Origin of the sequence: Bacillus norwichensis, assembly GCF_014836955.1 — a bacterium.
GTDB lineage: Bacteria > Bacillota > Bacilli > Bacillales > Bacillaceae_C > Siminovitchia > Siminovitchia norwichensis.
Genome location: NZ_JACSPV010000016.1, coordinates 1 through 21334 on the forward strand (window position 1 = coordinate 1; position 21334 = coordinate 21334).

General features: G+C 41.1%; 17 protein-coding genes and 1 rRNA gene. 10 read left to right on the forward strand and 8 right to left on the reverse strand.

All coding sequences use genetic code 11. The annotated features are described in order from the left end of the window. The 8 genes from H9631_RS10775 to dnaA all read right to left on the reverse strand — a co-directional run. A 16S ribosomal RNA gene (locus H9631_RS10775) occupies positions 1-81 on the reverse strand; the annotation flags it as partial. A 423-nt stretch (positions 82-504) separates the two neighbouring features. Then, positions 505-2988 carry a DNA gyrase subunit A gene (gyrA, locus tag H9631_RS10780; protein WP_191812655.1) on the reverse strand — a complete coding sequence of 828 codons (2484 nt, stop codon included), beginning with the start codon at positions 2986-2988 and terminating at the stop codon, positions 505-507. Positions 2989-3286: 298 nt separating this feature from the next. Next, positions 3287-5212, reverse strand: a complete 1926-nt coding sequence (gene gyrB / locus H9631_RS10785) for a DNA topoisomerase (ATP-hydrolyzing) subunit B (protein WP_191812783.1) — start codon at positions 5210-5212, stop codon at positions 3287-3289. 44 nt (positions 5213-5256) lie between these two features. Further along, complete coding sequence (remB, locus tag H9631_RS10790; RefSeq protein ID WP_191812657.1) at positions 5257-5505, reverse strand: extracellular matrix regulator RemB; 249 nt, start codon at positions 5503-5505, stop codon at positions 5257-5259. Positions 5506-5516: 11 nt separating this feature from the next. Continuing rightward, positions 5517-6635, reverse strand: coding sequence for a DNA replication/repair protein RecF (gene recF / locus H9631_RS10795; protein ID WP_191812659.1), 1119 nt, complete (start codon positions 6633-6635; stop codon positions 5517-5519). Between the two features lie 14 nt (positions 6636-6649). Next, positions 6650-6865, reverse strand: a complete 216-nt coding sequence (yaaA, locus tag H9631_RS10800; RefSeq protein WP_191812661.1) for a S4 domain-containing protein YaaA — start codon at positions 6863-6865, stop codon at positions 6650-6652. A gap of 118 nt (positions 6866-6983) precedes the next feature. Further along, entirely contained in the window at positions 6984-8120 is a 1137-nt protein-coding gene (dnaN, locus tag H9631_RS10805) for a DNA polymerase III subunit beta (RefSeq protein WP_191812663.1), read from the reverse strand. Between the two features lie 174 nt (positions 8121-8294). Then, complete coding sequence (gene dnaA, locus H9631_RS10810; protein ID WP_191812665.1) at positions 8295-9644, reverse strand: chromosomal replication initiator protein DnaA; 1350 nt, start codon at positions 9642-9644, stop codon at positions 8295-8297. A 519-nt stretch (positions 9645-10163) separates the two neighbouring features. Between dnaA and rpmH the strand changes: the two genes are divergently transcribed. The 10 genes from rpmH to H9631_RS10860 all read left to right on the forward strand — a co-directional run bounded on the left by rpmH (position 10164) and on the right by H9631_RS10860 (position 21309). Continuing rightward, positions 10164-10298: a 50S ribosomal protein L34 gene (gene rpmH / locus H9631_RS10815; RefSeq protein ID WP_120119205.1), complete on the forward strand. Its 135-nt coding sequence runs from the start codon at positions 10164-10166 to the stop codon at positions 10296-10298. Positions 10299-10573: 275 nt separating this feature from the next. After that, complete coding sequence (rnpA, locus tag H9631_RS10820) at positions 10574-10960, forward strand: ribonuclease P protein component (RefSeq protein WP_191812667.1); 387 nt, start codon at positions 10574-10576, stop codon at positions 10958-10960. A 75-nt stretch (positions 10961-11035) separates the two neighbouring features. Further along, a complete protein-coding gene (spoIIIJ, locus tag H9631_RS10825; RefSeq protein ID WP_191812669.1) occupies positions 11036-11824 on the forward strand; it encodes a YidC family membrane integrase SpoIIIJ in 789 nt (262 codons plus the stop codon). Then, entirely contained in the window at positions 11821-12441 is a 621-nt protein-coding gene (gene jag, locus H9631_RS10830; protein ID WP_191812671.1) for an RNA-binding cell elongation regulator Jag/EloR, read from the forward strand. Before spoIIIJ ends, jag begins: the two co-directional genes overlap by 4 nt. A 653-nt stretch (positions 12442-13094) precedes the next feature. Beyond that, positions 13095-14483 (forward strand): tRNA uridine-5-carboxymethylaminomethyl(34) synthesis GTPase MnmE, encoded by a 1389-nt coding sequence (mnmE, locus tag H9631_RS10835; RefSeq protein ID WP_318246797.1) that lies wholly within the window; start codon positions 13095-13097, stop codon positions 14481-14483. 19 nt (positions 14484-14502) lie between these two features. Continuing rightward, positions 14503-16386: a tRNA uridine-5-carboxymethylaminomethyl(34) synthesis enzyme MnmG gene (mnmG, locus tag H9631_RS10840; protein ID WP_191812673.1), complete on the forward strand. Its 1884-nt coding sequence runs from the start codon at positions 14503-14505 to the stop codon at positions 16384-16386. A gap of 273 nt (positions 16387-16659) precedes the next feature. Further along, positions 16660-17376 (forward strand): 16S rRNA (guanine(527)-N(7))-methyltransferase RsmG, encoded by a 717-nt coding sequence (rsmG, locus tag H9631_RS10845; RefSeq protein ID WP_191812675.1) that lies wholly within the window; start codon positions 16660-16662, stop codon positions 17374-17376. A gap of 144 nt (positions 17377-17520) precedes the next feature. After that, positions 17521-18381 (forward strand): nucleoid occlusion protein, encoded by an 861-nt coding sequence (gene noc, locus H9631_RS10850; protein WP_191812677.1) that lies wholly within the window; start codon positions 17521-17523, stop codon positions 18379-18381. 198 nt (positions 18382-18579) lie between these two features. Further along, positions 18580-19959, forward strand: coding sequence for a sigma-54 interaction domain-containing protein (locus H9631_RS10855; protein ID WP_225220979.1), 1380 nt, complete (start codon positions 18580-18582; stop codon positions 19957-19959). A gap of 240 nt (positions 19960-20199) precedes the next feature. Beyond that, on the forward strand, positions 20200-21309 hold the full coding sequence (locus H9631_RS10860) for an alanine dehydrogenase (protein WP_191812681.1): 1110 nt from the start codon (positions 20200-20202) through the stop codon (positions 21307-21309). Positions 21310-21334 lie beyond the last annotated feature (25 nt).

Sequence of the window (21334 nt, forward strand, 5' to 3'; positions counted from 1 at the left end):
GCTCCCCTTCATCCGCTCGACTTGCATGTATTAGGCACGCCGCCAGCGTTCGTCCTGAGCCAGGATCAAACTCTCATAAAAGTTTCGAAGTACAGGATGTACTAGCAAAGGCGTTACCACAGGATGTGGCGAACTTAGCCTTTGTTCCTTGCTCTAGCTGGCAATGGTTTAAAACCATTGTTACATCAAATTATTGACGTTCGTTTCGTTCAGTTTTCAAAGATCAAACTTGCTTTTGTTTTTCGTGCTCTCCTGAGCGACTTTTATATCATATCAAACTATCTTTTGGGCGTCAACTACTTTTTTAAAAAAGTTTTTTTATGTGACAACCTGTTTGGACAGCGATTAATAATATAACACCTTTTATTTAATCTGGCAATGCTTTTTCGAAAAAAACTTTCAACACAGCATAAAAGTTCCAGATGTTTTTTCAAAAATACCTGATTATACTCTATCAAATCCAAAAAAAGCGCCAACTTGGCGCTTTCATGTTCAAGATTCTTATCATTCTTCGTCTGCTGTGTCCTCATCGTCTGGAGCATCAGAATCTTCCTCAAATCCTTCAGATGTTTCCACTTTGGCCACTGTGGCTACAGACTCTTCATCATCCAGTCTGATCAAAATAACACCTTGGGTATTTCTCCCGAGTATCGAAATGTCTTCTACAGACATTCTGATCAAAACACCACCCGCTGTGATGAGCATAATGTCCTCATCACCTTTTACCGTTTCAAGAGCAACGACTGTTCCGGTCTTTTCTGTAATATTGCACGTAATGATTCCCTTCCCACCGCGCGATTGAATTCGGTAATCCTCTGCTGGAGTACGCTTGCCGTAACCGTTTTTTGTGACAACGAGGACATCATGATCTTCTTCAAGGATTTCCATTCCAATGACTTCATCCTTGTCAGATAGGTTGATCCCCCGCACACCTGTTGCCGTTCTTCCCATTGAGCGTACGTCGGTTTCGTGGAAACGGATGAGAAGACCTTCTTTCGTTCCTATCACAATATTATTACTATTATCCGTTAATTTAACTGAGATTAGTTCGTCATGTTCTCTGAGATTGAGGGCGATTAACCCATTCGTTCTAATATTAGCAAATGCGGAAACTGGTGTCCGTTTTACCACACCCTGTTTTGTTGCAAAGAATAAATTCCAATCTTCCAAGAACTCTTCGACACAGATAATCGTGTTAATCCATTCGCCTTTTTCTATACCAAGCAGGTTAATGATCGGCAGCCCTTTGGCTGTTCTGCTGTATTCAGGGATTTCATATCCCTTTGTCCGATACACCTTCCCCTTGTTTGTAAAAAACAAAATGGTATCGTGAGTAGATGTTGTAATAAGATGCTCAACAAAGTCATCTTCATTTGTACCCATTCCCTGCACACCACGCCCACCGCGACGTTGACTCCTATATGTTGAAATTGGAAGTCGCTTAATATATCCGTTATGAGTAAGCGTGACAACGATATTTTCTCTTGGAATGAGATCCTCATCTTCCATATGGCCTACTCCGCCAGCAACAATTTCCGTACGGCGGCCATCATCGAAGCGTTCCTTAATTTCAAGAAGCTCTTCCCTGATGATTTCAAGAATCTTCTCCTCTTGAGCCAAAATTGCCTTTAATTCGGCAATCAACTTCACCAGATTTTGATACTCTTCTTCAATTTTCTCTCTCTCTAATCCAGTCAAGCGCTGAAGCCTCATATCAAGAATGGCTTGAGCCTGCTTTTCACTCAAGCTGAATTGTTCCATCAAGCCGGCTCTAGCAATCTCTGTAGTCTTTGATCCTCTAATGAGGCTGATAATCGCATCAATGTGGTCCAATGCAATTCGAAGTCCTTCAAGAATATGGGCCCGCGCCTCTGCTTTGCGCAACTCATATTCCGTCCGTCTTCTGATAATGACTTTTTGGTGCTCCAAATAATGGTAAAGACATTGCTTTAGGTTTAAAACCTTTGGCTGTCCATCTACCAATGCAAGCATATTGATACCGAAGCTTGATTGCAGTGCTGTCATTTTATATAAGTTGTTTAAAATGACATTGGCGTTGGCATCCCGGCGAACCTCCATGACGATTCGCATACCAACACGATCCGACTCGTCCCGTAGTTCAGTAATTCCATCGATTTTTTTCTCACGGACAAGTTCAGCAATCCGCTCGATGAGCCTTGCTTTATTGACCTGGAAAGGAAGTTCGTTGACAATGATTGTCTCCCTGCCGTTCGACTTTGTTTCAATTTCAACTTTTCCCCGCATCATGATGGAGCCGCGGCCTGTTTCATAGGCCCGGCGGATTCCGCTTCTTCCGACAATCAGACCAGCAGTTGGAAAATCTGGGCCTTGAACATGCTCCATCAATTCCTGAATAGTCATATCAGGATCTTTACTCAATGAAATAATAGCATCAATTACTTCACCAAGCTGGTGAGGTGGAATATTGGTTGCCATCCCAACAGCAATTCCCGAAGAACCATTAACAAGCAGATTCGGAAAGCGCGAAGGTAAAACAGCCGGCTCTTTTTCCGAACCATCGTAGTTGTCCTTATAATCAATTGTATCTTTGTTTAAATCTCTTACAAGTTCCATAGAGATCTTTGACATTCTCGCTTCTGTGTACCGCATGGCGGCCGCTGAGTCGCCGTCAATGGAACCGAAGTTTCCGTGACCATCCACCAACATATACCGATAGCTAAAATCTTGTGCCATCCGCACCATTGTTTCATATACAGCCGAATCACCGTGCGGATGATACTTCCCAATTACCTCACCGACAATCCTCGCTGATTTCTTATACGCTTTGTCACTCGTCATTCCCAAATCGTTCATAGCATATAATATCCGGCGATGAACCGGCTTCAGGCCGTCGCGGACATCGGGAAGGGCACGAGCAACGATAACGCTCATCGCGTAGTCGAGAAACGATGAACGCATCTCCTGGCTTAAATTTATTTCCTTTACGTTATCGGGCATGTCTGTCATAAACTCAAAACCTTCCTTCCTTCAAGAAAAGCATAGACGCCTTGCTCAGGGCAAATTATGATATTCCCGAGGGGCAGTTCCTCAGCCGCACAGAGAAGCAGCAGCTTGATCCATGTGGACTAGGCGCTGTATCTGGTAACAGGCAGTGTTCTATCACTGCGCCTGCACTAGCTGTCGCTGGACAAAGCATATACGTTTCCGAATCTTTATCCATGAAAAATTTTAATGCTTTCTTCCTTAAAAAAAACGAGTGAAGCAGCAAATTTTATTACTGCATCACTTGCTTTCAACCAATCGGTTATATATCCAGATTTTTTACATTCAAAGCATTTTCTTCAATGAACAAACGCCGTGGTTCGACTTTTTCTCCCATCAACATATCGAATGTTTCATCCGCATCAATAGCGTCCTCAAGGCCAACTTGTAAAAGTGTCCTTGTTTCAGGGTTCATTGTTGTTTCCCATAGCTGCTCCGGATTCATTTCTCCTAAACCTTTATAGCGCTGCACACCCGGTACTGGCTGTTTCGGTAGTTCCGCCAGAGCGGCTTCCAATTCACGCTCAGAATAGGTATACATGTCTTTTTTCCCTTGGCTAATTTTAAATAGAGGAGGTTGAGCAATATAGATATAACCAGCTTCAACAAGCGGACGCATGTAGCGATAGAATAGAGTGAGCAGCAATGTCCGGATATGGGCACCATCCACGTCTGCGTCCGTCATGATGATAACTTTATGGTATCTTGCTTTTGAAATATCAAATTCTTCACCGATCCCGGTTCCAAGTGCTGTTATGATCGCACGCACCTCAGCATTGGAGAAAATCCGGTCTAATCTCGCCTTTTCAACATTGATAATTTTACCTTTCAAAGGCAAAATGGCTTGAAAATGACGATCACGCCCCTGTTTTGCTGACCCTCCAGCGGAATCTCCTTCAACGATATATAATTCGCTAATCGAAGCATCTCTTGAAGAACAATCGGCTAGTTTGCCGGGAAGATGAGAAATTTCCAGTGCATTTTTACGGCGGGTCAACTCCCGCGCTTTTCTGGCTGCCATGCGCGCTCTAGCCGCCATGGTACCTTTTTCAACAATTTTCCTTGCCAATGATGGGTTCTCCAATAAAAATTTCTCAAAGTGTTCAGAGAAAAGTGCATCAGTTATGGCGCGCGCTTCCGAGTTCCCTAGCTTCGTTTTCGTTTGTCCTTCAAATTGCGGGTCCGGATGTTTGATAGAGATAATGGCTGTTAAGCCTTCCCTGACATCTTCCCCGGAAAGATTGCTGTCATTTTCTTTAAAGATTTGGCTTTTACGCGCATAGTCATTAATGACCCTTGTCAATGCAGCTTTAAACCCAGATTCATGCGTTCCGCCTTCATACGTATGGATATTGTTCGCAAATGAGTATAAGTTGCTCGCATATCCATCGTTATATTGCATGGCGATTTCAATTGATATGTCTTCACGTTCGCCCTCAATGTAGATCGGGTCATCGTGAAGAACTTCTTTTGATCTGTTTAAATGCTCTACATAAGAAATGAGCCCGCCTTCGTAGTGATACTCTTTTACAGCCGGATCTTCCTCACGCTTATCTTCAATGATCAATTTCAACCCTTTGTTTAAAAAAGCCAATTCCCGGGTACGAGAAGAAAGAGTTTCAAAATCATATATGACTGATTCCGTGAAAATTTCAGGATCAGGTTTGAAATGAATGGTTGTTCCTGTTCTTTCGGTATCCCCGATCACTTTCAAATCAAAAAGAGGGACTCCACGTTCATACTTTTGATAATGGATTTTCCCATTCAAATGAACATATACTTCCAGCTCACTGGATAGCGCATTTACAACGGATGCGCCAACGCCATGAAGACCGCCGGACACTTTATACCCGCCGCCGCCAAATTTACCGCCAGCATGGAGTACTGTCAAAATGACTTCTACGGCTGGACGTCCCATTTTTTCTTGGATTCCGACAGGGATCCCGCGCCCATTATCTTGAACAGTGATACTGTTATCAGCTTCGATGGTAAGCACTATTTCATCACAATAGCCTGCCATGGCCTCATCGATACTGTTATCGACTATTTCCCACACAAGATGATGAAGACCTCTGATACCTGTGGAGCCAATATACATTCCGGGACGCTTCCGGACCGCTTCAAGCCCTTCCAGCACCTGGATTTGATGTTCATCATACGTTTGTTCCTGCAATGCTTTTTGTTCCATTGACATTGAGGATTCACCTGCACTTTCCATCTATTTCATGAACCTTACCCGTTCGTCGGTACGCCGCTCAGCGCCTTTTTCCTTAAAGTGGCAATTGCAATGGGTGAAAGATACATATGGGCTGAAGTAATGACTAGGGACTTAAAGGTGCCATTTGAAATGTTCATCAATTCGGACTTCCTTTTTTCGAGTAGTCCCTTCATCTCTTCAGAATCCATGACTGTCTGTTTATCTAGAATAGCGATGATTTCACTGGAGCGGATCATCACGTCATCACCCAAATGGACATACATTAGCGTTCACCTCATTGCGCTTTTGTAATGGTTCCGTTTTGCACAAAAAAACTGTCCGCCTCTTTAATTGTCTGATGGTCAATTCCGCTTGTCGTTGTTGTTGTGACAAACGTTTGGACTTTCCCTTGAATCGTATTGAGCAAATGTGATTGGCGGTAGTCGTCCAATTCTGAGAGTACATCATCCAACAGAAGAATCGGATATTCTCCAATTTCTGAATAAATCAGTTCAATTTCAGCCAATTTCACTGAAAGGGCGGTTGTCCGTTGTTGCCCCTGTGAACCGAACGTGTGAACATCACGCCCATTGACAAAAAAATTCACATCGTCTCGATGAGGGCCAACCAGACTAATTCCACGATCAATTTCCCTTTCTCTGATCGATGAAATCTTTTCTTCAAATACGGTAATCATTGTGGACGAATCAAGCATTTCTGATACATCCAAAGAGGGTTTATATTGAATGCTCAGCGTTTCCAGCCCGCGGGAAATGCCGGCATGAATCGGTTTAGCCCATCCCTGCAGCAGATGGATGAATTCGAATCTTTTTTTGATAATTTTGATGGCTACACTGATAAATTGCTCATCTAAAATATCCAAGAATGTCTGGTCGGTTTGCCGTTTTGTCTGCAGCTGTTTCAAATAATGATTCCGCTGTTGCAAAATCTTTTGATACTGTCCGATATCATAAAGATAGACCGGCGATACCTGACCAATCTCCATATCAATAAAACGACGCCTTGTTTGAGGGCTCCCTTTGACAAGACGCAGATCTTCAGGCGCAAACATGACGACATTCATATTTCCTACATAGTGGCTTAACTTCCTCTGCTCGATATGATTGAATTTTGCTTTTTTCCCTTTTTTGGAAATAATTAACTGCAAAGGGACAGATCCGTTTATCTTTTTGACCCTACCCTCCATTTTAGCATAATCCTCATCCCAACGTATCAATTCTTTATCATTGGACGTTCTGTGGGATTTGGCCATACCCAAGACATAGATTGCTTCCATGACATTTGTTTTACCTTGGGCGTTTTCTCCGACAAAGACGTTTACTTTATTTTCAAAAGATAGCGAGAGTTGTTCATAGTTCCGATAATTTTCCAGTGCCAGTTCTTCAATATACATCGGGTCAACATCCTTTAGTGGACAACAAGGAAACTTCCAACCCCTGTAATTTCAAGCAGATCGCCTTCCACAAGCTTTCGTCCTCTTCTCTGCTCCTGTTCTCCATTCACAAGGACTGTATGTTCGCTTAAAAACCACTTGGCCATCCCTCCGGATTGAATCAAGTCAGCAAGCTTCAAAAACTGTCCCAGTGTAATGGTATCCGTCTCAATTTTGATTTTTGTTTCCACATTCTCACTCTTTTCGTATAAAGTAATCTACTATCTTTATTTTACTAAAGATTTAACAGTATGACAAAGGGTAGAAAAGTTCCCAAAAGGAAAAAACCCGCCGGAAAGGCAGGTTTAATTAAGCAGTCCTGACAGGTAAAATTAATTGCAAAATGGACGGGTCTTCATCTGAACGGATGATAAATGGTCTCATCGCTCCTGTGAAACTAATTGTTATATCTGTTCCATCCACAGCTCTTAAGGCTTCCATCATGTATTTTGCGCTGAAGGATATCGTCAACTCTTCTCCTTCAAGTACTCCAATTGGGATCTCCTCAGAAACGTAGCCAATTTCAGGAGTATTCGAAGATATATCCAACATATCTCCCCCTTGAGAGGCGAGTTTAACAACGTTATTTCTTTCTTCTTTTGCCAATAAAGAAGCACGGTCTATGGCATCGTTAAACATTTTTCCATCAAGTGTAATATTTGTTTTGTAATCAGTTGGAATCAGACGGGAAGTATCTGGATAATTCCCTTCCAATCTTCTAGTAAAGAAATGAATGTTTTTCGTCTTAAACAGTATTTGGTTGTCGGTAATAACAATATGAACAGGCTGATCGCTGTCATCCAAGATTTTACTAAGCTCAAGGAGACTTTTTCCCGGAATGACAGTTTGATAGCTCATGTCCTTTGGAATATCAATTGGCGAAATTTTCTTCGCAAGTCGATGACTATCTGTAGCAACACAAACAAGATTCCCATTTTCGATCTGCCAGTTTACACCTGTCAAGATGGGGCGTATTTCTGAGGTGGACACTGCAAATACAGTTTGTCTAATCATTGTTTTTAAGAGATCACCTGGGATTGAGAAAACATCTTCTTCTGAAATCTGAGGGAGGAGTGGATATTCAGAAGGGTCGAACCCATTTAAATTGAACTCCGCTTTCCCTGATTTAATGAGTACATGTTGGGAATCTTCTGTAGAGATTTCAACTGTATCCATTGGAAGCTTTCTGACAATATCCCCGAAAAACCTTGCATTAAGGACAATACTCCCTGTTTCTATCATTTCAATTATCTGATTGTCATCTTCTTCAATAGGAATAAATGACTCAATTGATATATCAGAGTCACTTCCTGTAAAGGTAATCCCATCATTGTTAGCAACAATCTTTATTCCCGTCAGAATAGGAATAGTCGTTCTTGAAGAAACGGCCCTCATGACATGTTGAACACTATTGATCAGCCGATTACGCTGAATGATAAACTTCATAATTTCTTCCCTCGTTTCAGCCTTTATATATTAATCTTTTAAATATAAAATTCGTAGTAATAGTAGTAGGGGCTGTGGATATGTTGATAAGTATGTGAATGATTGAAAAACACAAGTTACTCACATGTGGACATCGTGTGAAACAACAAGGCACACTTATACACATCATCCCCATTATGGATTCTTTAATGAATCACGAATGCCGTTAATGATGTTTTGGAATTCCGTATCAGATTCCATCATTTTTGAAATTTTATCATAGGCGTGAATGACTGTTGTATGGTCCCGTCCTCCAAATTCTTCCCCAATTTTAGGAAGAGAGAGGTCTGTCAGTTCTCTGGAGAGGAACATAGCAATCTGCCTTGGAAAAGCAATGGACTTTGTTCGTTTTTTCGCTTTGAAGTCTTCTAATTTAACGTTAAATTCGGCACCAACTGTTTTTTGAATATCCAAAACGGTAATGATCTTTGGTTTTGAACTAGGAATGATATCTTTTAATGCCTCAGCTGCCAAGTCAGCGTTAATATCTTTATTGATTAACGAGGAATAGGCAACAACACGGATTAGTGCGCCCTCAAGTTCCCGGATATTTGTATCAATCTGATTCGCTATGTACAGCATGGCTTCATTTGGAATGTCGAGGCCATCAGCTTTCGCCTTTTTCCGTAAAATGGCGATTCTAGTTTCTAGATCAGGAGGAGTGATATCTGTAATCAGTCCCCATTCAAATCGTGATCTTAGCCTGTCTTCTAAAGTTGGAATCTCTTTAGGAGGCCTGTCACTTGAAATAATAATTTGCTTGCTTTCTTCATGAAGGGTATTAAATGTATGGAAAAATTCCTCTTGTGTTTGTTCTTTTCCGGCTATAAATTGAATATCGTCTATTAAAAGCACATCCACATTTCGATACTTATCTCTAAAATCGACCGCTTTATTATCCCGAATCGAGTTAATGAACTCATTAGTAAATTTTTCAGAAGATAAATAAACCACTTTTGCCAACGGATTGTGTTCGAGTACATAGTGGCCGATTGCGTGAAGCAAATGGGTTTTCCCCAAACCGACACCTCCGTAGATGAAAAGCGGATTATATGCGTTTGCGGGCGCTTCGGCGACCGCAAGAGATGCTGCATGAGCGAAACGGTTGCCCGCTCCGATGACAAATGTGTCAAATGTATATTTAGGATTAAGCATGCTTTGATATGTTTCTTCTCTTTTTATTTCTTGGATAGAACTTGAGCTTGGAGCCGTTTCTTTTTTCAGTTCATCTTCCGCATCAGGAGGAATAATGAATTTTATATTCAAATTTTCTCCAACTAGCTCATACAAAATTTTGGAGATTAAATTTGTATAGCGGCCTTCAAGCCAGTCTCTTGCAAACTCATTGGGAACAGCGATTGTCATAGTATCGCCTTGAAGTTCATGCGCTTCCGTGGATTTAAGCCATGTATCAAAACTCGGCTTACTGATCTTCGTTTCTATTTTTTCAAGCACCTTCTCCCAAAGATCGGACAGGTTTTCCAATACTGTACCTCCTTTGCTTCATACTAATATCGAGAATTGGATTTCCTTTTGAGGGTCTAGTAAATGTGGAAAAGTATATAATATAGTAGAAAGAGTCCTTTTCGACAATATCCACTAATTGTGGACAATGATATTCATAACGGGTGAATAAACAATCCACATGTTATTCACAATCTGTGGATAACACATTGGACAAGAAAAGCTCTCCACAGTAAAAACAATTTAATCATACCAAATAAAGCAAAGGACTGCAATGAACGGAAGGCATTATCCACATTAATAAATTTTGCCAGAAAAAAATTATTAACAGCTGGAGAATATGTGAAAAACTTGTCGATAATTGATGTGAATAAGAAAAAATGATTTCACAAATAATCCACAAGCAAAAATTAATCAATTTGGAGAAGTTGGATCTGCAGAAAAATAAAAATGAGAGGTTGACAATCATTGAATCACATCTTTATAATTAGTAAGACTGTCTAACCTGTGATTGTTTAAATCCTCGAGGAGGTGTCATAAATGAAAAGAACATTCCAACCAAATAGAAGAAAAAGAAGCAAGGTTCATGGCTTCCGTACAAGAATGAGCTCAAAAACAGGTCGTAGAATTTTAGCAGCTCGTCGTCGTAAAGGAAGAAAAGTATTGTCAGCGTAGACCACTGAAACGTCTCAGTGGTCTTTTTTCTAATTAGAAAAGTGCCGAAGAACTGTCTAAATCCAGCACATCATGACTTGCAGGCTGATAAGTCATGATTGGTCTTGATGGAGAGGTTACCTCAATGCTGCAAGCTACATATTTTTTAGAGTTCACCAGGGCTTGGGCGGATCGACAGGTACCCTTGTACTTCCTGATCTTTTATTTCATCAAAGACATTTCAGTATCTACATTGCTGGACAGGCATTTGCGCTTTTCTTTGTTGAGGTGGAGGTATGAAAAAAGCATTTAGGATCAAGGAAAATGCAGAATTTCAAGCAGTGTTTAAAAAAGGAAAATCAGTGGCAAACAGACAGTTTGTCATATATATGCTGGAAAAAGAGAAACAGAACCATTTCAGGATCGGTCTATCTGTGAGCAAAAAGATTGGAAATGCAGTTATGAGGAATAGAATCAAGCGCTGTATACGCCAAGCTTTTCATGAGCTTGAGGAGCAAATCAGCCACAATAAGGATTTTGTCATCATCGCCAGGAAACCGGCGGCCGAAATGGATTATCATTCAATAAAGAAAAGCCTGGAACATGTCCTCCGGCTTGGAAAAAGTCTGAAAAAGATAAAACATGAAAAAAATAAAAATGATTTTAATCAACAGCGGCAATAAAAAGTGTTAAAATAACCGATAGACCATATCTAATGCCCTTACAGGGTTATTTTCATACACAGGAGGATATGAAGTTTGAAAAAAAGAATACTACTCATGACTACATTGCTTGCATTTGTAGTCATAGCAGCGGGCTGCTCAACAATCAATGACCCTGTGCCCATCACAGCTGAAAGCACTGGTTTTTGGAGCAAATATATTGTTTATCCTTTATCATGGCTCATTACAAATACTGCCGAACTTTTAGGAAATAGCTACGGATTGGGAATCGTGATTGTTACATTACTGATTCGTTTAGCAATCCTGCCGCTGATGATTAAGCAGACACAGAATTCAAAAGCAATGCAGGTGCTGCAGCCGGAAATGCAGAAGTTGAGAGAGAAATACAGTTCCAAAGATGCACAAACACAACAAAAATTGCAGCAGGAAATGATGCAGCTTTTCCAAAAGCATAATGTTAACCCGCTCGCGGGTTGTTTCCCACTGTTAATTCAAATGCCGATTCTGATCGGTTTCTACCAGGCTATTATCAGAACTGAGGAAATTGCGACTCATACATTCCTTTGGTTTGACTTGGGTGCACCGGATCCTTTCTACATATTACCAGTCGTTGCTGGGGTTACGACTTTCCTACAGCAAAAGCTCATGATGGCTGGTACAGAAGGTGCTAATCCACAAATGCAAATGATGCTTTACATTATGCCGGTCATGATTATGATCTTTGCAATCAATTTTCCAGCAGCGCTTTCGTTATACTGGGTGGTCGGTAATATCTTCATGATTGTTCAGACGTATTTTATTAAGCCCCCGGTTGTTGCAAGTACAGCTGCCAAAGACGGAAAGGTGAGGGGAACTAAGAAGTGAGACAAGTCACTGCAACCGGATCAACCGTGGAAGAAGCAGTACAATCGGCTTTGGCTCAACTAGAAACTACAGAAGATCAAGTGGAAGTTAACATTATTGACCAAGGAAAAAAAGGATTATTTGGACTGTTTGGATCACGCCCGGTTGTCGTTGAGGTGACAGCGAAGCCGGGTGCTATCGAATCAGCTAAGCAGTTTTTACAAGACATCGTTCAAAATATGGGAATTGAAGCGGAAATGGACATTGTCGAAAAAGATGGTCGCAATGTTTTGTTCAATATTTCGGGCGAAAAGATGGGCTTGCTTATTGGAAAAAGAGGGCAAACCCTGAATGCCTTACAATATTTGACACAGCTTGTAGCCAACCGTCACTCATCTCATTACATAAGAGTGATCCTGAATCCGGAAGATTATCGGGATAGACGGAAGGAAACTCTTGTACGTCTTGCAGAAAGGCTTGCCTCTAAAGCAACGCAGATAGGAGAGCCTGTTTCACTGGAGCCTATGCCCAATTATGAACGAAAAATCATACATACAATACTTGCTGAAAGCCAAGATGTCGAGACGATTTCCAAAGGGGAAGAGCCAAATCGATATGTTGTGATCCAGCCGAAATGACATCTCCCAAATATGGGAGGTGTTTTTTTGTATAAAATTAGATGAAATATTTAAGCTTTTATGTGTCTATGATGTACAGGAAGTACTAGGGCACCAAAAGCGATAGGATGTGGTGGTTTGAAGCGGCTAGGGGACATTGGCAAATCACCCGGAAGTTCAGGGAGATATGCTCCAGTAGCACAGCTTCTTCAAGGAATCCTGTGTTTCCTTCGTTGCAAAGCTACATGAAGCCGACTAAAGAAAGCTTTTCACAATGTAATTGATACTCTTGTGCTTGTCGACTAAGGCTACGCGCTTTTCGCTTTTCTTATATGGAAATGGCAAGAAGAGGAGGCCATTAAGTACAAGTATGAAGAAACATTCCAGCCTAGACACTCGAAAATCCGTAAAAACACCCCTTTGTTTTTTAACCATATAAAGGGGCTTATCCTAAAGATCTACCCTCGATATTTGTCTCCTTCTCCTTGGTGAAATCCTTCTTCTTTCTATCTCATTATTTTTTGAAAAAAACGTAATTCTACCGCATTGTTATTCACATGTGGATAAGTTAAAATAAAGAGTGCGGCTTTTAGCTTGTGGATAGGGCCGGTGGTTTTGGACGATAAATTTACTGTGGATTCATTTAAATATATTTTTAAAAAGAAGTGGTGAGCATGTTGGATTTTGAAACGATAGCGGCAATTTCCACGCCGCTCGGAGAAGGCGGAATCGCCATCGTCCGGATTAGTGGTGAGGAAGCAGTTGAGATAGCGGACAAAATCTTTCGAGGTGCAAGTGGAAAGAGGTTGGAAGAGGTCGCTTCCCATACGATTCATTATGGACGGCTCATCCGGCCGGAAACAGAGGAAACGATAGAGGAAGTAATGGTAAGTGTAATGAGGGCACCACGAACATATACGAAAGAAGATGTTGTGGAAATCAATTGCCACGGTGGGATGGTGTCCGTTAATCGTGTGCTTCAATTGGTGTTGAACAACGGGGCAAGTCTTGCAGAACCTGGCGAATTTACCAAAAGAGCATTTCTAAATGGAAGAATCGATTTATCCCAGGCAGAAGCTGTGATGGATTTAATCCGTGCAAAAACAGACAAGGCGATGAATGTGGCTCTGGATCAAATGGAAGGGCGTCTTTCTAAATTGGTCACTGGTTTGCGTCAGGAAATTCTTGAAACGTTGGCACATGTGGAAGTGAATATCGACTATCCTGAATATGATGATGTGGAAGAAATGACGCATCGCATGTTAACTGAAAAAGCGGATCATATTCAAATAGAGATAAACAAATTACTAAAAACAGCTGAACAAGGTAAAATATTGCGTGAAGGACTATCGACGGTCATTATTGGTCGTCCGAATGTCGGCAAGTCATCACTGCTTAATAGTCTTGTTCAGGAAAATAAAGCGATTGTTACAGATATTCCGGGAACAACAAGGGACGTCATTGAAGAATATGTGAACGTACGTGGAGTACCTTTACGCCTGGTGGATACAGCGGGGATAAGGGAAACGGAAGATATAGTGGAAAGAATCGGTGTTGAGCGGTCAAGAAAGGTCCTTAAGGAAGCAGATCTGATTTTACTCGTGCTGAATTCAGCTGAACCGTTCACCCGGGAGGATGAGCAGCTGTTTGCAGCTGTAGAAGGCATGGATGTCATTGTGATTGTCAATAAGACGGATCTGCCACGGAAAATAGATATGAATGAAGTAAAACAAGTTGCCCAAAAACATAGGATCATTACTACATCTTTGCTCCAGGAAGAAGGCATTGACGATCTGGAGCAGGCGATAGCAGATATGTTTTTCCATGGAGAATTGGAAGCCGGTGATATCACTTATGTCTCAAACAGTCGGCATATCGCGCTTTTACATCAGGCGCTTCAAGCAATAGAAGATGTGCAAGGAGGTATCGCAGCGGGCACTCCAATTGATATTGTCCAAATCGATATGACAAGAACATGGGAACTGCTTGGCGAAATTATCGGAGATACGGTACAGGATAGTTTGATTGATCAGCTATTCTCTCAATTTTGTTTAGGAAAATAATTTAAAGGAGGTAAGAAGGATGCAGCAATTTGAAGCAGGTCAATATGACATCATTGTAATAGGAGCGGGGCATGCTGGAAGTGAAGCAGGACTGGCTGCTGCCAGAATGGGTGCAAAAACTTTGATGATTACGATCAATCTGGACATGGTCGCTTTCATGCCGTGCAACCCGTCCATCGGCGGTCCGGCTAAAGGTGTTGTCGTTAGGGAAATCGACGCTCTTGGCGGTGAGATGGGTAAAAACATCGACAAAACAGCTATTCAAATCAGAATGCTGAATACCGGAAAAGGACCGGCAGTCCAAGCCTTACGGGCACAGGCAGACAAGTTCCAATATCAGCATGAAATGAAAAATACACTTGAAAATGAACCAAATCTTACTTTGCATCAGGGCATGGTCGACGAGCTGATTGTAGAAGACGGGATATGCCATGGTGTTGTTACAATGACAGGCGCTATTTACCGCTCCAAAGCTGTTGTCATCACAACGGGAACGTTCCTTCGTGGTGAAATCATTTTGGGTGAATTGAAATATTCAAGCGGCCCAAATAATCAGCAGCCCTCTATCAAGCTTTCGGAACATTTGCAAGAGCTTGGCTTTGAAATGGAGCGATTTAAAACGGGAACACCGCCGCGGATCAACAGCCAGACAATTGATTATAGTTTGACGGAGATCCAGCCAGGAGATGAGGAACCAAGGGCATTCAGCTATGAAACAACGAAAACGATCACTGACCAGTTGCCGTGCTGGCTGACGTATACGAATGAACATACCCATAGACTAATTGATGAAAACCTGCATCGATCCCCGATGTTTTCAGGAATGATCAAAGGAACAGGCGCCCGCTACTGTCCTTCCATTGAAGATAAGGTAGTACGTTTCAGTGACAAGCCGCGCCATCAAATTTTCTTGGAGCCGGAAGGACGGCATACAAATGAGGTGTATGTTCAGGGGTTATCAACCAGTTTGCCGGAAGAAGTACAGCATAAGCTGCTCAAAACAATTCCAGCATTGGAAAATGCCCGGATGATGAGACCGGGATATGCTATTGAATATGATGCAATCGTACCTACTCAGCTCTGGCCGACATTGGAAACGAAAAAAATTAAAAATCTTTACACTGCCGGGCAGATCAACGGTACATCCGGATATGAAGAGGCAGCGGCCCAAGGATTAATGGCGGGAATTAACGCAGCAAGAAATATATTCGGAAAAGATGAAGTGATTCTAAGCCGCTCAGACGCTTATATTGGTGTCCTAATTGACGATCTTGTCACAAAAGGAACGAATGAACCATATCGATTGCTGACTTCGCGTGCAGAATACCGACTTTTGCTCCGCCAGGATAATTGCGATTTGCGCCTGACAGATATTGGGCATAAAATCGGATTAATTTCCCAGGAAAGACATGAGAGATTCATGAAGAAAAAAGCAGATATAGAAACAGAAATCAAACGTCTGCAAAAAACAATTTTAAAGCCGAATGAACAAACCCAGGCGCTTATCCGAGAAGCAGGCGGAAGCGAATTGAAAGACGGGATTCGTGCATCCGATTTGTTGAAGCGGCCTGAAATGAAGTACTCTCATATTATCCAGTTGATACCTGCTGAAAAAGAGCTACCTGAAGATGTGATCGAACAAGTGGAAATTCAGGTCAAATACGATGGCTACATCGAGAAATCTTTGCTACAGGTGGAAAAACTGAAAAAACTTGAGAATAAGAAGATACCTGAAGATATTGATTATGAGGCCATCAATGGAATTGCAACAGAGGCACGGCAGAAGCTGAACAAAGTGCGTCCGCTTTCCATAGCTCAAGCGTCCCGCATTTCAGGAGTCAATCCGGCAGATATTTCCATCCTTTTAGTGTATATTGAGCATGGAAAAATTGCTCGGGTATAAGAAAAGTGTAAGACGGTGGCTTAGGTGCGACAAGCACCAGTGAAGCTTCAGGGGGACCTCGAGTCCCCCTGAAGCTGGACAGTAGAAAAGCGAAAGTACCTGCTCATCAACGTACAGACTGGAGCGGCTCCAACGAGATAAAGGAACACGGCGAAGCCATAGGCGAGCCGATGTTGACTTATCGTAGGAGGAGTCCGCGAAATCTATTAGCCGAAAGGCGCTTGGAGCTAGACAATCATTATCCCTCAACATGCTTAAGAAAGGGTCAACTAAATGAATATTGAGCAATTTACGGAACAATTAAAGAACAAAGGAATCGAATTGAGTGCCCGCCAGTTGGAACAATTCGAACTTTATTACAAGCTCCTTGTAGAGTGGAATGAAAAAATGAATTTAACAGCAATCACCGATCATGATGAAGTGTATTTAAAACACTTCTATGATTCGGTGAGTGCCGCTTTTTTTCTCGATTTTAATCAAACTTTATCACTTTGTGATGTTGGAGCAGGTGCCGGGTTTCCAAGTATTCCACTGAAAATCTGCTTTCCAGATATTAAAGTAACGATTGTAGATTCATTGAAAAAACGAATCACTTTTCTAGATGAGCTTGCAAAGGAATTGGAGCTTAACGACACATTCTTTTTTCATGATAGGGCGGAAACCTTTGCGAAAAAAGAAGAGTTCCGTGAGCAGTTTGATATGGTGACGGCACGTGCTGTTGCAAGAATGTCTGTTTTGAGTGAACTTTGCTTGCCGCTTGTCAAACAGGATGGGCTATTCGTTGCTCTAAAGGCAGCCAATGCAGAAGAGGAACTTGCCGCTAGTGAAAAAGCGCTCAAGCAGCTCGGTGGAAAATTAGTGGATGTCCATTCTTTCCAACTGCCGATCGAAGAAAGTGAACGTAATATTATTATCGTGGAAAAGGTGAAAAAAACACCTAAAAAATTCCCACGAAAGCCAGGGACTCCCAATAAATTGCCATTGGAATAATTTTTTATATTTTAAGTATAGAGCGTGGATAAACTAGAATTGTTGCTTAGCTGTTTCCTGCTTTTTAAAATACGGCAGGAAAAATAGCTTAAAAAATAGTATGATGTATAAAAGGGAGTTACTATTTCAAGGTGGTGTAGAAGGATGAAACATCCTTTCTCGCGTTTTTTTGGCTTGGGTGATAAAGAGCTGCCTGTAGAGAATGAGAGAGAGGCAGAAGATTTGGTAGAACGGGAAGAAGTTAGGAATATTTCTGTTTCCGCCATTACTCCGAACCGGTTTCAACCACGGACTATTTTTGATGATTCAAAAATAGAGGAACTGGCCCGTACGATCCATACACACGGAATCATCCAGCCGATTGTCGTCAGAGAAGCAGAAAATGAACAATTTGAAATTATTGCGGGCGAACGGAGATTTCGCGCTGTCAAGATGCTTGGCTGGGATGAAATACCCGCGATTATTAAAAATATGAATGACACGGAGACCGCCTCCGTCGCTTTGATAGAGAACCTGCAAAGGGAGGAACTGACTCCTATTGAAGAAGCCTTAGCATACGGAAAGCTGCTGGAGCTTCATAATTTGACGCAGGAAGCATTGGCTCAGAGGCTTGGAAAAGGTCAATCCACTGTGGCAAACAAACTTCGTCTTCTTAAACTTCCGGAAGAAGTACAGGAAGGTCTTTTAAAAAAGGAAATCACCGAGCGTCATGCCCGTGCTTTGATTCCATTAAAAGACGCAGAGAAACAAATTAAATTAATGGAAGTCATTATTGAGAAGAATCTGAATGTCAAACAGACGGAAGAGCAGGTGGACAAGATCCTATCGAGCGACAAGCCTAAGCCTGCCAAAAGGACGAAAGCGATCAGCAAAGATATGCGGATTGCCGTCAATACGATTCGCCAGTCACTTTCTATGGTAGCTGATACAGGAATTAAACTGGATTCCACAGAGGAAGATTTCGATCAGTATTACCAAATTACTATTAAAATTCCAAAAAAATAAGAATGTATTTACTTGCTATTATTTAAGATGTTTTATCGTATTATAGATTAATATCGAGCTTTCCTTTTGGATAGATTAGAATCCTGATAATGCAAATTTATCAGGATTCCTTATTGTTTTGTGCCCTTTTTTGATAGGGTAATGATCCTGTACTTTACTCGCCGCTTTCTCTGTAAATGCAAGTTTGGAGGTGGAGTTTTGCTAGAACAGCTCAAATATATTGATGGGATTAGTATAGTTGATACAAAGGGTACTATATTGTTCACCATCAAGTTTAATCCTAAGTTCCATAGTGAAATTGATGAAAATGCAGGAATTATTGGACAGAATCTATTTTCTGTTTTTCCAATGATTAATGAGACAAGCAGTACCCTTTTTCAAGCTATGAGAAGTGGAACTCCAATATTTAGAGCAAGTCAGTCCATTGTTGATTTTAATGGGAATAAAAATAAAACTACAAATATTTCTCTCCCCATTAAGGCAAACGGAAAAATTATTGGTGCAATTGAATTGTCTAAAGATATAAGCGTGACAGGCCAATTGTCAACTTCTGTTGTGGAGATTGACCCAAATTCATTTAGAGTTAAACATTTAAAGGAGAAGGTAAAACCGGAAAGAGCTTTTTTTACGCTGGATGATATTATTACAGAAAACGAAGAAGTGCTTTCAATAAAAAGGTCAGTCAAGAACATGGCTCAAGGTGATTCGCCGGTTATTATCTACGGTGAAACGGGAACCGGAAAAGAGCTGTTTGCTCATGCAATCCATAATGCAAGCGATCGCAGGTCCAAGCCATTTATTACTCAAAATTGTGCAGCATTGCCTGAAACTTTAATTGAAAGTATCTTATTCGGCACAAAACGCGGGGGTTTTACAGGCGCGGAAAATAATCCCGGCTTGTTCGAATTAGCTGATGGAGGGACTCTCTTTCTCGACGAGATCAATTCTATGCCAATTCATTTACAGGCAAAGCTTCTAAGGGTACTAGAAGAGGGATATGTTCGAAGGATAGGTGATTCGCACCTAAGAAGCGTAGATGTTCGTCTTATAACTGCAACGAATATCCATCCAGTCCAATGTATAAAGGAAGGAATACTACGTCAGGATTTATACTATAGGATAGGGGTTATGATGGTAGCTATTCCACCGCTGAGGGAAAGGAAAGAGGACATTAGAGTATTGATTGATTACTTTATTGGAAAGTTCAATAAGAAGTTATCAAAAAAGATAGCCCATATATCCAAGGATGCCTTAATATCCCTCCACAACCATGATTGGCCAGGGAATATAAGAGAGCTTGAAAACATCATCGAATATGCTATGAACCAAGTAGATGTCTGCGAAGATACTTTACAGGTTAAGCACATGGAACAGCAAATGAAATTGTTGGGACTTGTCAAATCGGATAGTGAAAAAGAGATGCTTCCACTAAAAGAAGAAATCGCTACATTGGAAAAAGAGCGAATTAAAGAGGCGATTGTTCTGACTGAAGGAAATGTATCAAGAGCTGCAAGATTACTAGATATTCCTAGGCAAACTTTTCAAGCAAAAATGAAACAGTATAAGATTACAATTTAATGAAAGTGTTTACAGATGGTCATCAACTCAATTGCCATAATTTTAACAAGTGGGTGTTATGATTATGGCACTTTCCTCAATTTAATGCTAGCAATTTTTAAGACGGATCTTTTATATCAAAGGATTTGTCTTATTTTTTTGTTTATATTTTTGGCATATTACTTGCAAAGATAGAAAAAAGAAGGACTTACCAAAGTAATTACCATTAATCTGTATGAATTGAGGAAAGGATGAGGAGCTATGAAAATAGGTATTTTAAAAGAAATAAAGGATGGTGAGTCACGTGTTATATTGACACCAAAAGAGGTAAAATTACTGTTTGAATCAGGTCATGAGGTGTTAATAGAAAGTGACGCAGGGGAAAAGGCGGGTTTTTCCAATGAAGACTATGTGGCAGCTGGTGCAATAATTGTTGATCAGTCAAAAGCTATTTTTGAACAATCGGAGTTGGTTGTGAAAGTAAAAGAAATTGATGATCAGGAATATTCACTGCTGAAGCCGGGCCAAATTATATTTGCTTGTCTGCATCCCGCTGCAAATAAAGATGAGGTGGACGTATTATTACAAAAAGAAGTCATTGCCGTAACCGCAGAAGATACTCATCGTTTTGGATCTCCTAATTGTGAAGTAGCCGGTAAATTAGGTGCCTTACTGGGAACACAGTATTTACTTACAACTAATGGTGGTATTGGGAAATTGGTTGGGGGTGTCGGAGGTGTCCCTGGGATCCAAGCTTTGGTATTGGGAGGGGGTATTGTTGGGAAAAGCGCAGTTGATGTTCTTTCCTCGTTACGTGCACAAGTGAAGGTACTAGATGTAAATATTGGGACTTTGCGAGAGATACAGTATCTTTTTCAAAAAAATGTGATGACAGCCTTTTCCAATCAAGAAACGATTAAAGAGTTTCTGCCGCAGACTGATTTAGTTATTAATTGCGTGAAATGGCCTAAACATCGTAAAGACCATTTAATAACAAAAGAAATGCTAAAAATGATGAAAAAAGGATCAGTCATTGTTGATATTAGCGCAGACGTCGGGGGAGCTATCGAAACTTATCGACCAACAACTTTCAAAGAGCCAGTATATGTAGTCGATGATGTTATTCATTTTGGCGTTGATAATATTCCGGGGGCTGCACCAAATACCGCTTCTATTGCTTATGCTTCGGCTGTGTACCCGCATATTCAGGCTATAGCCGATAAAGGAATTGAGCAGGCTTTAATGGACAATGAATATTTAAGACGGGGCCTAACAGCTTACAAAGGAATTTTAACGCATGAGGAGACAGGAAAAATTCAACATAGGCAGTGGACAAATCCAATCGAAATCTCAAAAAATAATGTCACTTAATGAATAATCAAAAAGGGGGGAGAAA

Excerpts from the sequence above, each read along its gene's own strand:
- recF (WP_191812659.1), bottom strand. The coding sequence starts at position 6,635 with ATGTATATTGAAGAACTGGCACTGGAAAATTATCGGAACTATGAACAA.
- mnmG (WP_191812673.1), top strand. The coding sequence starts at position 14,503 with ATGCAGCAATTTGAAGCAGGTCAATATGACATCATTGTAATAGGAGCG.
- dnaN (WP_191812663.1), bottom strand. The coding sequence starts at position 8,120 with ATGAAGTTTATCATTCAGCGTAATCGGCTGATCAATAGTGTTCAACAT.
- H9631_RS10860 (WP_191812681.1), top strand. The coding sequence starts at position 20,200 with ATGAAAATAGGTATTTTAAAAGAAATAAAGGATGGTGAGTCACGTGTT.
- rsmG (WP_191812675.1), top strand. The coding sequence starts at position 16,660 with ATGAATATTGAGCAATTTACGGAACAATTAAAGAACAAAGGAATCGAA.
- rnpA (WP_191812667.1), top strand. The coding sequence starts at position 10,574 with ATGAAAAAAGCATTTAGGATCAAGGAAAATGCAGAATTTCAAGCAGTG.
- gyrA (WP_191812655.1), bottom strand. The coding sequence starts at position 2,988 with ATGACAGACATGCCCGATAACGTAAAGGAAATAAATTTAAGCCAGGAG.
- remB (WP_191812657.1), bottom strand. The coding sequence starts at position 5,505 with ATGTATGTCCATTTGGGTGATGACGTGATGATCCGCTCCAGTGAAATC.
- gyrB (WP_191812783.1), bottom strand. The coding sequence starts at position 5,212 with ATGGAACAAAAAGCATTGCAGGAACAAACGTATGATGAACATCAAATC.
- noc (WP_191812677.1), top strand. The coding sequence starts at position 17,521 with ATGAAACATCCTTTCTCGCGTTTTTTTGGCTTGGGTGATAAAGAGCTG.
- mnmE (WP_318246797.1), top strand. The coding sequence starts at position 13,095 with ATGTTGGATTTTGAAACGATAGCGGCAATTTCCACGCCGCTCGGAGAA.
- rpmH (WP_120119205.1), top strand. The coding sequence starts at position 10,164 with ATGAAAAGAACATTCCAACCAAATAGAAGAAAAAGAAGCAAGGTTCAT.